The sequence below is a fragment of the Bacillus sp. JAS24-2 genome, from assembly GCF_008274905.1.
GTDB classification, from domain to species: domain Bacteria; phylum Bacillota; class Bacilli; order Bacillales; family Bacillaceae_G; genus Bacillus_A; species Bacillus_A cereus.
The window spans coordinates 4,469,923-4,484,427 of sequence record NZ_CP031068.1 but is presented as its reverse complement, the minus strand read 5'-3'; the positions used below and the strand labels follow the sequence as shown (position 1 = coordinate 4,484,427).

Sequence of the window (14,505 nt, the reverse complement as noted above, 5' to 3'; positions counted from 1 at the left end):
GTAATGAATATGGAATGGTTGGAACAATTATTAGGAAAAGAGTGGAGTCTTGTACCGGCTGGTGGAGTAACGGGCGATGCATATATTGCGCAAAACGGACAACAGAAGTTATTTTTAAAGCGGAATACATCGCCCTTTTTAGCGGTATTGTCAGCAGAAGGAATTGTTCCAAAATTACTTTGGACAAGAAGGGTAACGAATGGTGATGTAATTTCTGCTCAAAAATGGCTTCCGGGACAGAAGCTAGAGCCAGAAGATATGAAACTAGAACGTGTTGCGAAACTTTTGAAGAAAATACACTCCTCTAAAGCGCTTGTACAGATGATTCAAAGACTTGGGAAGCAGCCGCTTCACGCACAAGAGTTATTACAACAACTGCAACTCGTTTTAAGAGGAGATATAAGGGATGATGAAACAATTCAGCAAGGCCTTCAATATTTAATAGATTCATTAAAAGCTATTGAATACAATGAATTCGTTGTATGCCATTGTGATGTAAACCATAACAACTGGCTATTGTCGGATGAAGATGAATTGTTTTTAATTGATTGGGATGGAGCTGTAATTGCTGACCCAGCTCTAGACCTCGGTATGTTATTATATTGGTACATTCCGCGCCAGGAGTGGAGTGAGTGGCTCGGTTATTATGATATTGAAATGGATGAATCGCTGCTTAGGCGTATGAGATGGTATGTGATAGCACAAACGATTTTGTCTATTCAATGGCATACAACAAAAAAACAGCAAGCAGAAGCTGAATATTGGCATCAATATTTACAGCAACTACTTGCTTCAGAATAATACTTAAGAAAAATTGTCCATTCCAGCAATCCACTGAGTAAGTTGTTCTTGATTATTGGAAATATGGTTGTCCAAATTAGAGGAAGATTTACCCGATTGACTATAAGAATATACATCGTTTAGCATTGTTTTAGCGTCACTACTTATATTATCGTTTGCGAGTAACGATTGAATGAGGCGCTCTAATTGCTCGCATTCTGAAACTGTCCCGCAGCAATCACTTTGGTGGTTGACTAAAATATCTTTCAGCACTTCTAATTGATGTTGTTGATTAATTGGCATGAACGGATCATCCTTTCGATTGTTTTTCTCTTCAAATGTAAGAGAAAAAGCTGTTTCGTCATGGAATGTTTAATGCTGTATGTAGTTTTTATCAAAATGGTACATCTTATACTTGAAAGAAACGGACCGAGTGCTCGTACGTACTTGGTTTTTTGTTTGGTAGATTGATTAAAAAAGAAAGAAGGAATTATTCCTTTAAAATAGCTATGTAAAGAGAGGGAAACATCTATGCGTTTAAGACATAAACCGTATGCAATGGATCGAATTAATGAATATTCACATATCGTAATCGGAAACCCAGAGGAGCGCGCTGGTAGCTGGAAAGAAGTATTTGGAAACGAACAACCAATTCACATTGAAGTAGGTACAGGTCGTGGCCGCTTCATGTATGATATGGCAAAAGCGAATCCACATATTAATTATATTGGAATTGAAAAATTCACAAGTGTTGTTGTAGATGCACTTGATAAATTAATTGAAGAAGAATTACCAAACTTAAAGTTAATTAATAAAGATGCTGAAGATTTAACAGTTTTCTTTGCGAAAGGTGAAATTGATCGCGTTTATTTAAACTTCTCAGATCCATGGCCAAAGAAACGTCATACGAAGCGTCGTTTAACGTATAAAACATTTTTACGTAATTACGAAGAAGTGTTAGTAGAAGGCGGAGAAATTCATTTCAAAACAGATAACCAAGGTCTATTTGAATATTCTCTTATGAGTATGGCTGAGTATGGTATGTTACTAACGTACTTAAGCTTAGATCTTCATAACAGCGACTTTGAAGGTAACATCATGACTGAATACGAAGAGAAATTCTCTAGTAAAGGTCATCGTATTTACCGAGTTGAAGCAAAATATCGTACAGAGCCTATGCAGTAATGCATAGGTTTTTTTACATCTAAAATAATCAGAATTTTATGTTAAGATTAATTGAAAGGGGGATGTGTAATGGAACAGTTACAAATTGGAGATATAAAAGTAACGTGGTTAAAAGGCGGGAATACACATTTAGACGGGGGAGCGATGTTTGGTGTTGTGCCGAAGGTACTTTGGTCACGTAAGTATAAACATAATGATACAAATCATATTTATTTACGAACAGATCCGTTACTTTTGCAAACGAAAGACGGAAATATGCTCATTGATTCCGGAATAGGAAACGGTAAATTGAATGAGAAGATGAAGCGGAATCAAGGTGTAACAGAAGAATCATCGGTTTATGAATCATTAGAAAAACTAGGATTAAAGCCAGAAGATATTCACTATGTTTTAATGACGCACCTTCATTTTGATCATGCATCTGGTTTAACAAAATGGGAAGGTGATCACCTTGTACCAGCGTTTCCGAACGCGAAAGTTTACGTAAGTGAAACAGAGTGGAATGAAATGAGGAACCCAAATATTAGATCCCGTAATACATATTGGAAGGAAAATTGGGAGCCGATTGTAGATCAAGTTGTTACGTTCCAGCAAGAAATAGAAATTACAGATGAAATAAAAATGGCGCATACAGGTGGTCATAGTGATGGACATGCAGTTATTGCTTTAGAAAGCCATGGGGAAACGATGCTTCATTTAGCAGACCTATTACCGACGCACGCACATCAAAATGTATTATGGGTAATGGCATACGACGATTATCCGATGACCTCGATTGAAAATAAGCAAAAGTGGATGAAGTATGGTGCTGAAAAAGAGGCATGGTTTACGTTTTACCATGACGCATATTATCGCGCTGTGAAGTGGAATGAGGAAGGGCATATCGTAGAAAAAATAGAACGGAAAACGAGTATAGAAGCATAAAAATAGGAGGTTGTTCCATCATATTTATTGGAGCAGCCTCTTTTTTATTGTCGGGTTTTGTCGGTAAGTCGATATATTTAAACAAACGCTGATATAAATTGAGTTGCGCCGATATAATTGGGAAATCGCTGATATAAATTGAGTTGCGCCGATATATTCGGAAAATCGCTGATATAATTTTAATCAATACCCGCAATTTCAAAAAAATAAGAGGTTCACCTAATGGGAACCCTCCTTTTTATGCTGCTATAACCTCTAAAACAGTACCTGTTTTAGCATCAACTAAAAATTCAAATCGTTCTTGTATATCATTTAACATTGTTGTAAGACCGCCGCGATAAACTTCATATGCGACATCATATTTTTCAAATGTCTCTGGAACCATATGTACCCAAGAGCCAGTAATTTCACCTTTATGACTTAATGCTTGTTTCACCATTTTCAATGCTTTTTCTGAAGAAATATGGGATTGTTCTTGTACTTTGTTTGCAACGAGATAACCAGCTGCGAACCCAACGCCAAGACCTGCTACTAAACCTTTCCAGCTCATATATTCACCTCAATTCTATAAAATAAAAATAGTGTACCGATAATAATTATAAAGCAAATACAGCCAAAAAAGAAGAAACTAGAAACATTTCGAAAATTTCGTTACAATAAAAGAGGTATTCTACTAAGGTTTGAAAGAAGGGGACTTCGTGAATAAAGAGACATTACAATTATTTCGTACGTTAACAGAATTACAAGGTGCATCAGGTTTTGAACATGATGTACGCCGTTTTATGAAACAAGAATTAAGCAAATATGCGGATGAAATTGTACAAGACGGTTTAGGTAGCGTATTTGGTCTGAAAAAAGGGGACGAAACTGGCCCGCGTGTTCTTGTAGCAGGTCATATGGATGAAGTAGGTTTCATGGTTACGCAAATTACGAAAAACGGAATGCTTCGTTTTCAAACGTTAGGCGGCTGGTGGAGCCAAGTTTTATTAGCACAGCGTGTACAAGTTATGACGAAGAATGGTCCTGTTATTGGGGTTGTTGGTTCTATTCCTCCTCATTTATTAAGTGACGCGCAACGTGCAAAACCGATGGATATAAAAAATATGTTAATTGATATAGGTGCAGATAGTTATGAAGATGCGATTGAAATTGGTGTAAAACCAGGACAACAAATCGTGCCGATTTGCCCATTCACACCGATGGCAAATGAGAAGAAAATTATGGCGAAAGCTTGGGACAACCGTTACGGATGTGGTCTTGCAATCGAATTGTTAAAAGAATTAAAAGATGAAACATTACCAAATACATTATATTCTGGTGCTACTGTACAAGAAGAAGTAGGCCTCCGCGGAGCGCAAACAGCTGCAAATATGATTCAACCAGACATTTTCTATGCGCTTGATGCAAGTCCAGCAAACGATGCATCTGGTGACAAAACACAGTTCGGTCAATTAGGAAAAGGTGCTCTTCTTCGTATTTACGATCGCACGATGGTAACACATAGAGGAATACGCGAATTCATTTTAGATACAGCAGAAACAAACAACATTCCGTACCAATACTTTATTTCACAAGGTGGTACAGATGCGGGCCGTGTACATACAAGTAACTCTGGTATCCCATCAGCAGTAATTGGTGTTTGTGCACGCTACGTTCATACACATGCTTCAATTTTACATGTTGATGATTATGCAGCGGCGAAAGAATTAATTACGAAGCTTGTAAGAACAACAGATAAAACGACGTTAGAGACAATTAAGAATAACGCGTAGAGAAGAAGGGCGAAAAACCCTTCTTTTTTTAGGTTGAATAGATGACCCAGCGATGAGTGGTGGCGGTTAGTGCCTAATGGGTGCTCGAATGATGTATTAAGACCGCGGGTAGGAAGAAAGAAGAAGCCTGTTTTTGTGTTTAGGACCAGTAATATTCTAGAAAGCGACCTTCTTTTATGGGGAGAAGGAATTCCCTGATGGTGTGTGGTAGTGGTTGGTACTTAATTTGTGCCGAAGCGGATATTAGAATAGAATGATGAATTTTTATAGAGGTGAACGAAATGAAAGTAGTAGTTGGATCGAAGAATAAAACGAAGGTTGGCGCTGTGGAGAAGGTTTGGAAAGATGCTGAAATTACATCTCTTTCTGTTCCGTCAGGAGTATCAGCTCAGCCTTTCTCAGATGAAGAGACGATGCAAGGAGCGATCAATAGAGCGAAGCGAGCGCTAGAGGACGGAGAAGCTCCAATTGGGATTGGGCTAGAAGGCGGCGTAATGAAAACGGAGCACGGTTTATTTATGTGTAACTGGGGCGCGCTAGCAACAAGTGATGGGAAAGTATTTGTGGCCGGAGGAGCGCGTATTACGTTACCAGACGATTTTTTAGCACCTCTTGAAGATGGTAAGGAATTAAGCGAAGTGATGGAAGAGTTTGTGCAGCGAAAAGATATTCGTAGTCACGAAGGTGCGATCGGTATTTTTACAGATGATTATGTCGACCGTACGGAATTATTTGTACACGTTGTTAAGTTGTTAGTTGGGCAATATAAGTATGACAAAAAGCAAGCATAAACCTTGCACCGTGCGCGATGTATGGTAGTATAAAAGAAAGATTATAACATGAAAAATGTACCCGTTAGAGGAGGAAATATAGATGAAGTCATTAGAAAGCATGGAGCAATTCCAACAGTTAAAAAATGAAGAGAATGTAGTCTTTATGTTCTCAGCAGAATGGTGCCCAGACTGCCGCTTTGTAGACCCATTTATGCCAGAAGTAGAAGAGAAATATAGTGATTTCTCATTTTACTATGTAGATCGCGATGAGTTTATTGATCTATGCGTAAAATTAGACGTATTTGGCATTCCGAGCTTTGTAGCGTACAATAAAGGTGAAGAAACTGGTCGCTATGTAAACAAAGATCGTAAAACACAAGAACAAATCGAAGAGTTCATTGAAGGTTTAAAATAAGGCAATTTGCCAATTGAATTGTAAAACAACCTCTACCTTCGCGGGGGAGGTTATTTTTTTGGAAGGGAGGAAAAAGAGATGAAGATGACAAGTAAAAAGATGAAAGATGAGTTAATAAAGAAATTATCTCGCCCAGAATGGGACTTTCAGTATGATAGTGAGAAAGAAGTTTTACGTATTGAACAAAAAGACTCCAAAAAAGGTATTAACGTATCGCTTCCAGGAGTTGTGGCAAAATGGGAAGTGAACAAAGAAAAGGCAATTGAAGAAGTTGCTTATTACGTACAAGAAGCGCTAATTGCGATGCATAAAGAAGAAAATAGCGGAGCGAAAATTTTACCTGTTATTCGCTCTACTTCTTTCCCGAAACAAGCAGAAGAAGGAAATCCGTTTATTATGACGGATCATACGGCGGAAACACGTATTTACTATGCGTTAGATTCGAATAAAACGTATCGACTAATTGACGAGCGTCTATTACAAAAATTAGAACTTACAGAACAGCAAGTGCGTGAAATGGCATTATTCAACGCACGCTCATTAGGTTATGAATTTAAACAAGACACAGTAGCGGGGAATACATTCTACTTTTTAAACACAAATGATGGGTATGACGCGACTCGTATTTTAAACGAATCGTTACTACAATCGATGCGTGAAAAGATTTCTGGTGACATGGTTGTTGCTGTTCCTCACCAAGATGTATTAATTATTGCTGATATCGTCAACGAAATCGGTTATGATATTATTGCACAAATGACAATGAAATTTTTTGCCGAAGGGCATGTTCCGATTACATCACTTTCATTCGTATATGAAGATGGAGAATTTGAACCAATCTTTATTTTAGCGAAAAATCGGAAGAAGACAGATGGAAAAGAGAAAGGATGAACGAAGTGAACGTTTTTTACAACCTTGAAGGAATTGGTGACACTTTAATTGTTGCCTTACAAGATATTACTTTAGAGAACCGTACTTTTGATCGCAAAGGAGATGTTGCACGCGTATACGATCGTGAAAGCAACGAGACAGCAGGATTCAACATCTTTAATGCATCTTCTTACTTAGAAGTAAAAGAAACAGGCAACCTTACATTAACGAAAGAGCTTGTAGAGAAAATCAACGAAATTTTAGCGAAGAATGGCTTTGAAGAAACAGTAGAAGCAGATCTTTCTCCGAAATTTGTTGTAGGCTATGTAGCTGAAAAAGAAAAACATCCAAATGCTGATAAGTTAAACATCTGTAAAGTAGAAATCGGTACAGAAACATTACAAATCGTATGTGGTGCACCAAACGTTGATGCAGGACAAAAAGTTGTCGTTGCAAAAATCGGCGCTGTAATGCCAAGCGGTATGTTAATCAAGCCAGCTGAGCTTCGCGGTGTTCCTTCTTCTGGAATGATCTGCTCTGCACGTGAATTAGAGCTTCCAGATGCTCCACAAGAAAAAGGTATTCTTGTATTAGAAGATAGCTTTGAAGTTGGACAAGAGTTCAAATTTTAATTGATATAAGAAAAGAGAGGTTGTCCTTTTGGACAACCTCTCTTTTTTTTGCATTCATTGTTGGTAATTCGAAATTTCGTGTTGAATCGTTGATATATTGAGAATAGTGATAGATATATTTAAAAAATCGTTGATATATTGAGAGTAGTGATAGATATATTCAAAAAATTGTTAATATGATAAGGATGTCACCTTTTTTCTTAAAATCTATATTGTATTTTATAAACAAACTAGTTAAAATTTAGAAAAATAGAAGGAGATAGACGTATGAAACAGCAACCAAAAATCGCAGAACTTCTAAAACGAATTGAAACTTCAAAACAGCAAGATGTTGAGCTAGGTACTTATGAAATATATTTGTTTAGTGAAAGTGAATTAGAAAAAGGACAAATCGGTTACCGATACGATAAACATAAAAATTCATTAATAAGTGAAGAACACGGAAAATGGAAAGAAGAATGGATTACAATTGGATATGAAACGGATATGGGCGATCCAGTTTTCGTAAATATAGATGATGCCGCTTATCCGCTTTATACTGCAGAACGTGGTACAGAAAAATGGCAGCCAGTTTATATTGGAAATATAGATGAGATTATAGGGCAATTATAAGAAAAACTTTGAATCCGGTGCAAAGTGATGGGGGAGAAGTATGAAGTATATAAAAATAATGAGCATGATTGCATTCATTGGAATATATATGGCCGGTTGTTCACAAGAGCAGCCGAAAAAAGAAACTACATCTTCTATACAAGAGAAAAACAAAGATACCAAAGAAGACGCACCGGTAGAAAAGAAGCAAGAACAAGAAAAGAACGAAGAATCGCAAGCAATTCAAACGAATGACCAAGTAGAACATAAGCAAGAGGAAGTATCATCTGATGAAAAGAAAGAAGAAACTACGCCAGTGCAGCCGACTGAGCAACCAGTGCAAAATAATGAACAAAAAATAGAGAGTAATGAAAAACAAGAGAAGTTTCTCGTCGTTATTGATCCAGGGCATCAACAAAAAGCGAATTTAAATTTAGAGCCGATTGGACCAGGGGCAACAACGCAAAAATATAAAGTGACAGACGGTACAACAGGTGTTGTGACGAAAAAGAGAGAGGCTGTACTTGTATTAGAAATGGCTTTTTTATTAAAAGAAAAGCTTGAAGCAAAAGGGATACAAGTATTAATGACGAGAACATCACAAGACGTTGATATAAGTAATAAAGAAAGGGCGACATTCGCAAATAATCATAAGGCTAATTTATTTTTACGTCTTCATGCAGATGGTTCTGAAAATCCAAACCAAAGTGGATTCGCTGTATTGACGCCGGCAGAAGGAAGTCCGTATACGAAAGAGATTTATGCGGAAAGTCTTCAAATCTCTCAAATGATTGTAAATAAAATGAGGGAGAACCAGCAAGTAAAAGTAAATGGAATTAAATTTCGGGATGATCTTTCTGGATTTAATTGGGCAAAGGTTCCTGGTGTGTTATTAGAACTTGGGTTTATGTCAAACCATGAAGAAGATAAAAAATTATCTGACCCGCAATATGTAAATTCTTTATTGCAAAGTGTAACGGATAGCATAGATGCATATCAGAAGAGTAAAGCTTAAGCGCAGTCTTATATGAAAGGCTGCGTTTTTTCATATGAAACACTCGTAAATTAGAATATTGTGGATAAATATGACATGCTTAATTTTACCTGCACTTTTTGCCGAATGCTGATACAATAAAGGATGTTACTATTTAGTAGAAAGAGTGGTAAGCATGTTAGATTGGATGAAAAAGCTGTTTAACAAAGAGGAAGAACAAACAGCGATGAATAAAGAAGTACCAAAGCAAATTGAAAGTCAGCCGAAAATTCCTCGTGTAAACCACTACACTGAAGCAAGAGAAGCACAAATGGCAAGTAGGAATGCAGGTAAATGCCGTTTTCCTTTAGTACCGGATAATGGGTTCGATGAAGTGGATGAAAGCGAAGTAAATCGCTTCGAAGAACAACCTGTTCAAGGAGTAACATATGAAGAACCGACTGCCCAAAGAGGAATAAAGGTGGAAAGAAGCAGACGACCGTATGTGGAAAAGGTAGTTTCTACATATGAAGAGCCGGAAGTGCAATATGAACCGGTGCGGGAGTCTGTCGTTAAAAAGGCATCTGTACCTTCGCAAGAGAGTAACCGTAGACCATTTCGTCCAACAGAAATGATTTCGCCAATTTATGGATATAATCGTCCTTCAGTAGAGAAAAAGGAAGAAAAGCAGGAGGAAGTAAAGGAAAGAGAAGACCTTGAAATATCTGTAGAGGGTAAATCAGTCGTTGATGCATGGTTAGAGAAAAAAGGATATACATTATCTGATTTCTCAGAAGGACAAGCACCAACTTCTTCTAGTCATAGAGCTGCTAACCAGCAAGGGGAGCAACAATATGAAGAGAATAAAAAGGAAGAAAAGTCAGTAGTTGATCAATGGCTAGAGAAAAACGGTTATGAAATTGAACGCCAAGTGCCTTTAGTAGAAGAAAAAGAAGTGATTCAAGAAATGAGTACACCGCAGGAAGTTTCAGCGGATGAATTACTTCATAAAACAGTAGCTGAGCAGATGGAAAGTGCTAAGCTAGAAAAAGATGTAGTGGTGTTAAACGAAAACAATCTACAAGAAGAATTAGTAGCTTCTAAAGTAGAGCACGAGGATACAATATTATCAGAAGAAATTAAACGTAATACAGAAATAAAACAACCTACTATTGAAGTAGAAAAGCAAGCTCCAGAAGAATCAGTGATTGTCAAAGCAGAAGAAAAACTTGAAGAAACAATCATTGTGGAAATACTAGAAGAAGTGTCAAAAGTAGAAGTAATTGCAGAAACGGAAGAGTTTGAAGAAGTAGTTATGGAAACAGAGGCACCTGAAGAAGTGGAAGTAATTACAGAAACAGAAGAGTCAGAAGAAGCTGAAGTAATTGCGGAAGCAGAAGAGTCAGAAGAAGTGGAAGTAATTGCAGAAGCGGAAGAGTCAGAAGAAGTAGAAGTAATTACAGAAACAGAAGAGCTAGAAGAAGCTGAAGTAATTGCGGAAACAGAAGAGTCAGAAGAAGTGGAAGTAATTGCAGAAGCGGAAGAGTCAGAAGAAGTAGAAGTAATTACAGAAACAGAAGAGCTAGAAGAAGTAGAAGTAATTGCGGAAACAGAAGAGCTAGAAGAAGTAGAAGTAATTGCGGAAGCAGAAGAGTCAGAAGAAGTGGAAGTAATTGCGGAAGCAGAAGAGTCAGAAGAAGCTGAAGTAATTGCGGAAGTAGAAGAGTCAGAAGAAGTGGAAGTAATTGCGGAAGCAGAAGAGTCAGAAGAAGCTGAAGTAATTGCGGAAGTAGAAGAGTCAGAAGAAGTGGAAGTAATTGCGGAAGCAGAAGAGTCAGAAGAAGCTGAAGTAATTGCAGAAATAAACGCGCCTGTAGTAGAGACATTTGTAGCACTTGAGGAAATTCAGCAAGAAGATGAAGCAATTGAACAAAAGAGTGAATTCATATATGTTGCTGAGGCTGATGAACAAACGAAGAAAGATGTTCAAAGCTTTGCGGATGTTTTAATTGCAGAAGAACAACCAGTTGTAGAAGAAGCGCCAGTCGCAGAAGAGCAACAAGTTGTAGAAGAAGCACCGGTCGTAGAAGAGCAATCAGTTGTAGAAGAAGCGCCAGTCGTAGAAGAACAACCAGTTGCCGAGGAAACACTAGTCGCAGAAGAGCAACGAGTTGTAGAAGAAGCGCCAGTCGCAGAAGAGCAACAAGTTGTAGAAGAAGCACCGGTCGTAGAAGAGCAATCAGTTGTAGAAGAAGCGCCAGTCGTAGAAGAACAACCAGTTGCCGAGGAAACACCAGTCGCAGAAGAACAACCAGTTGTACAAAAAGAAGAACCAAAACGTGAGAAAAAGCGTCATGTACCATTTAATGTTGTTATGTTGAAACAAGATAGAACACGATTAATGGAAAGACATGCAGCTAGAGCAAATGCAATGCAGCCTTCTGCTAATGTACGAGTAGAGAATAAGCCAGTGCAACAAGAGGTAGCAGAACCACAAGTGGAAGAACGCCCAGTGCAGCAAGTAGTAGCAAAACCACAAGTGGAAGAGCACCCAGTGCAGCAAGTAGTAGCAAAACCACAAGTGGAAGAGCAAACAATGCAGCAAGTAGTAGCAGAGCCACAAGTGGAAGAACGCCCAGTGCAGCAAGAGGTAGCAGAACCACAAGTGGAAGAGCACCCAGTGCAGCAAGTAGTAGCAGAGCCACAAGTGGAAGAACAACCAATACAGCAAGTAGTGGTAGAGCAAGTACAAAAGCCAATTTCAAGTACGGAAGTACAAGAGAAAGCATATGTTGTAAATCAAAGAGAGAACGATATGCGAAATGTATTGCACACACCACCGACATACACTGTTCCGCCATTAGCGCTGTTGTCGATTCCACAGCAATCAGCGTTAGATAATACAGAATGGTTAGAGGAGCAGAAAGAATTATTAGATACAACGTTTAATAATTTTCACGTTGGAGCACATGTTATTAATGTATCGCAAGGGCCAGCAGTAACTCGTTTTGAGGTGCAGCCAGACCCAGGTGTGAAAGTAAATAAAATTACAAATTTAAGTGATGATATTAAGTTAAGCTTAGCTGCGAAAGATATTCGTATTGAAGCACCGATTCCAGGGAAGAGTGCGATTGGAATTGAAGTTCCAAATAAAGAAAGTAAGCCAGTATTTCTTCGCGAAATTTTAAGAAGTCCTGTATTCACAAAGAGTGAATCACCGCTTACTGTTGCGCTTGGACTTGATATTTCAGGGGATCCAATTGTAACGGATATTCGAAAAATGCCGCACGGACTTATTGCGGGTGCAACGGGTTCAGGTAAAAGTGTGTGTATTAACGCGATTTTAACGAGTATTTTATATAAAGCGAAACCACATGAAGTGAAGTTAATGTTAATTGATCCGAAGATGGTTGAGCTTGCACCATACAATTCTGTTCCACATCTTGTAGCACCTGTTATTACGGATGTAAAAGCAGCAACAGCTGCATTAAAATGGGCAGTTGAGGAAATGGAACGTCGTTATGAATTGTTTGCGCACGCAGGTGCTCGTGATTTAACTCGTTATAATACGATTGTAAGTGAGCGAGAAATTCCGGGAGAAACATTACCTTATATCGTTATTGTCATTGACGAGTTAGCCGATTTAATGATGGTAGCACCTGGTGATGTTGAGGAAGCGATTTGTCGTATTGCACAAAAAGCACGTGCTTGTGGTATTCATTTATTAGTAGCGACGCAGCGTCCATCTGTAGATGTTATTACAGGTTTAATTAAGTCAAACATTCCAACGCGTATTGCGTTTACTGTATCATCTCAAGTTGATTCGCGTACGATTATCGATATTGGTGGCGCGGAGAAATTACTTGGCCGTGGTGATATGTTATTCTTAGGGAACGGTACATCTAAGCCTGTTCGTGTACAAGGTGTATATGTATCGGATGATGAGATTGAAAAGACAGTTGATCATGTGAAAAAGCAAATGAAGCCGAATTACTTATTTAAGCAAGAGGATTTATTAGCGAAAACAGAACAAGCTGAGTCGGAAGACGAATTGTTCTTCGAAGCATGTCAATTTGTTGTAGAACAAGGGGGAGCGTCCACATCTTCTGTACAGCGAAAATTCCGCATCGGTTATAATCGCGCAGCACGTCTCATTGAAGAGATGCAATCGCAAGGAATTATTTCTGAAGCAAGAGGAACGAAGCCAAGAGATGTCCTTATTTCTGAGGATGAATTCGCTGCTATGCAGGAAACAAATGTATAGTAAACGGTTATGCTGTATACTAAGAGAAAATGTTGGATAGTAAAGTAGGGAGTAAAGCGACATGAAAGAAATTGAATTAAAATTAAAAGGTGAAATAAATAGACTAACAAATAAAACATTTAAATTTGACGAACGTGTTGGAGAAGGGTGGTTCTCTGCCGTTTACTTTTTAAAGACTAGAGAAATCATCGAAGAATTTCGCCCGAAAAGTGTTGTAACGATGCAATTTTTCCAAAAGGAAAATGCAGTTCTTTGCGGAACGGATGAAGTAATTGCGTTGCTACAAACATTCGCTAAAAATCCTGAGGAACTTGAGATTAACTCTTTAAAAGATGGCGATAAAATTAGTCCATTTGAAACAGTGTTAACAATTCATGGTCCTTATGAAAATTTCGGATTTTTAGAAGGTGTCATTGATGGGATTTTAGCTCGTCGTACATCGGTTGCGACAAACGTATATAACGTTGTCCAAGCTGCGCGTAGCGTAGATAAAGAAAAACCAGTTATTTTCATGGGAGATCGTGACGATCATTATACACAACAAGCTGGTGACGGTTATGCAGCATACATCGGAGGTATGAGCGCACAAGCGACGCATGCGATGAATGAATGGTGGGGCAAAAGTGGTATGGGGACGATGCCTCACGCATTAATTCAAATGTTTAATGGTGATGTTGTAGAAGCGGCAAAAGCATATCATAAGAAATTCCCAGAAGATGAATTAGTTGTATTAATTGATTACAACAATGATGTCATTACAGATGCACTTCGCGTAGCGCGTGAATTTGGATCAACATTAAAAGGTGTACGTGTAGATACGTCCCGCACGATGATTGATCAATACTTCATTCGCCACCCAGAAGTACTTGGAACATTCGATCCACGTGGTGTAAACCCATCGCTTGTATTCGCACTTCGTAAAGCACTTGATGAAGAAGGATTCCAGCATGTAGACATCGTTGTAACTGGTGGATTTGATGAGAAGCGTATTCGTGAATTTGAAGCTCAAAACGTACCTGTTGACATATACGGGGTAGGAAGTAGCTTATTAAAAATGAATATTGGCTTTACTGGTGATAATGTAGAATTAAATGGGAAACCAGAAGCAAAAGCTGGTCGTAAATATCGTCCAAACCCACGTTTAGAGCGTGTTCAATTAGAAAAAAGAGAAGAGATGTAAAAGAGAGAAAAACTGATAGGTGATTGACCCTATCAGTTTTTCTGTTATCATAGTATAGCGGCTTCTTTTTTGCTATAATGGACTTGTTATGGACATATAAAGAAGTACGTACGAGTTTATCCTGATAAGTGAAGGGAAAAAATAAC

The 14,505-nt window shown here is 38.2% G+C and carries 14 protein-coding genes; 12 read left to right on the top strand and 2 right to left on the bottom strand.

Features of this window, described 5'->3' with window-relative positions; genetic code table 11:
- Window positions 1-3: 3 nt before the first annotated feature.
- Window positions 4-801, top strand: coding sequence for a phosphotransferase family protein (locus DN407_RS23265; RefSeq protein WP_149216660.1), 798 nt, complete (start codon window positions 4-6; stop codon window positions 799-801).
- Between the two features lie 3 nt (window positions 802-804).
- Here DN407_RS23265 and DN407_RS23260 read toward each other — a convergent pair whose 3' ends face one another.
- The gene (locus tag DN407_RS23260) at window positions 805-1,083 is read right to left on the bottom strand and encodes a YtzH-like family protein (protein WP_001122235.1); all 279 of its coding nucleotides are present in this window, start codon (window positions 1,081-1,083) and stop codon (window positions 805-807) included.
- A gap of 228 nt (window positions 1,084-1,311) precedes the next feature.
- Between DN407_RS23260 and trmB the strand changes: the two genes are divergently transcribed.
- Window positions 1,312-1,965, top strand: coding sequence for a tRNA (guanosine(46)-N7)-methyltransferase TrmB (gene trmB / locus DN407_RS23255; protein ID WP_001239385.1), 654 nt, complete (start codon window positions 1,312-1,314; stop codon window positions 1,963-1,965).
- 69 nt (window positions 1,966-2,034) lie between these two features.
- Window positions 2,035-2,889: a YtnP family quorum-quenching lactonase gene (locus DN407_RS23250; protein WP_061654602.1), complete on the top strand. Its 855-nt coding sequence runs from the start codon at window positions 2,035-2,037 to the stop codon at window positions 2,887-2,889.
- A 238-nt stretch (window positions 2,890-3,127) separates the two neighbouring features.
- On the opposite strand, the gene DN407_RS23245 is transcribed toward DN407_RS23250, so the two are convergent.
- Complete coding sequence (locus DN407_RS23245) at window positions 3,128-3,439, bottom strand: PepSY domain-containing protein (protein ID WP_000118543.1); 312 nt, start codon at window positions 3,437-3,439, stop codon at window positions 3,128-3,130.
- Between the two features lie 148 nt (window positions 3,440-3,587).
- On the opposite strand from DN407_RS23245, the gene DN407_RS23240 reads away from it, so the two are divergent.
- The 9 genes from DN407_RS23240 (at window position 3,588) to DN407_RS23200 (ending at window position 14,359) form a co-directional block, all read left to right on the top strand.
- A complete protein-coding gene (locus DN407_RS23240) occupies window positions 3,588-4,661 on the top strand; it encodes a M42 family metallopeptidase (RefSeq protein WP_001031514.1) in 1,074 nt (357 codons plus the stop codon).
- Between the two features lie 281 nt (window positions 4,662-4,942).
- Complete coding sequence (locus DN407_RS23235; protein WP_000869937.1) at window positions 4,943-5,452, top strand: DUF84 family protein; 510 nt, start codon at window positions 4,943-4,945, stop codon at window positions 5,450-5,452.
- An 82-nt stretch (window positions 5,453-5,534) separates the two neighbouring features.
- Entirely contained in the window at window positions 5,535-5,849 is a 315-nt protein-coding gene (locus tag DN407_RS23230; protein WP_000838193.1) for a thioredoxin family protein, read from the top strand.
- Between the two features lie 78 nt (window positions 5,850-5,927).
- Window positions 5,928-6,740, top strand: a complete 813-nt coding sequence (locus DN407_RS23225; protein ID WP_000784588.1) for a DUF1444 domain-containing protein — start codon at window positions 5,928-5,930, stop codon at window positions 6,738-6,740.
- Entirely contained in the window at window positions 6,737-7,351 is a 615-nt protein-coding gene (gene ytpR, locus DN407_RS23220) for a YtpR family tRNA-binding protein (protein ID WP_001006761.1), read from the top strand. Before DN407_RS23225 ends, ytpR begins: the two co-directional genes overlap by 4 nt.
- Before the next feature lie 267 nt (window positions 7,352-7,618).
- The gene (locus DN407_RS23215) at window positions 7,619-7,963 is read left to right on the top strand and encodes a hypothetical protein (RefSeq protein ID WP_000813342.1); all 345 of its coding nucleotides are present in this window, start codon (window positions 7,619-7,621) and stop codon (window positions 7,961-7,963) included.
- Between the two features lie 40 nt (window positions 7,964-8,003).
- Window positions 8,004-8,957 carry an N-acetylmuramoyl-L-alanine amidase gene (locus DN407_RS23210; protein WP_000874039.1) on the top strand — a complete coding sequence of 318 codons (954 nt, stop codon included), beginning with the start codon at window positions 8,004-8,006 and terminating at the stop codon, window positions 8,955-8,957.
- 154 nt (window positions 8,958-9,111) lie between these two features.
- Window positions 9,112-13,179, top strand: coding sequence for a DNA translocase FtsK (locus DN407_RS23205; protein ID WP_149216659.1), 4,068 nt, complete (start codon window positions 9,112-9,114; stop codon window positions 13,177-13,179).
- A gap of 61 nt (window positions 13,180-13,240) precedes the next feature.
- A complete protein-coding gene (locus DN407_RS23200) occupies window positions 13,241-14,359 on the top strand; it encodes a nicotinate phosphoribosyltransferase (protein WP_000658370.1) in 1,119 nt (372 codons plus the stop codon).
- The last annotated feature ends 146 nt before the right edge of the window (window positions 14,360-14,505 follow it).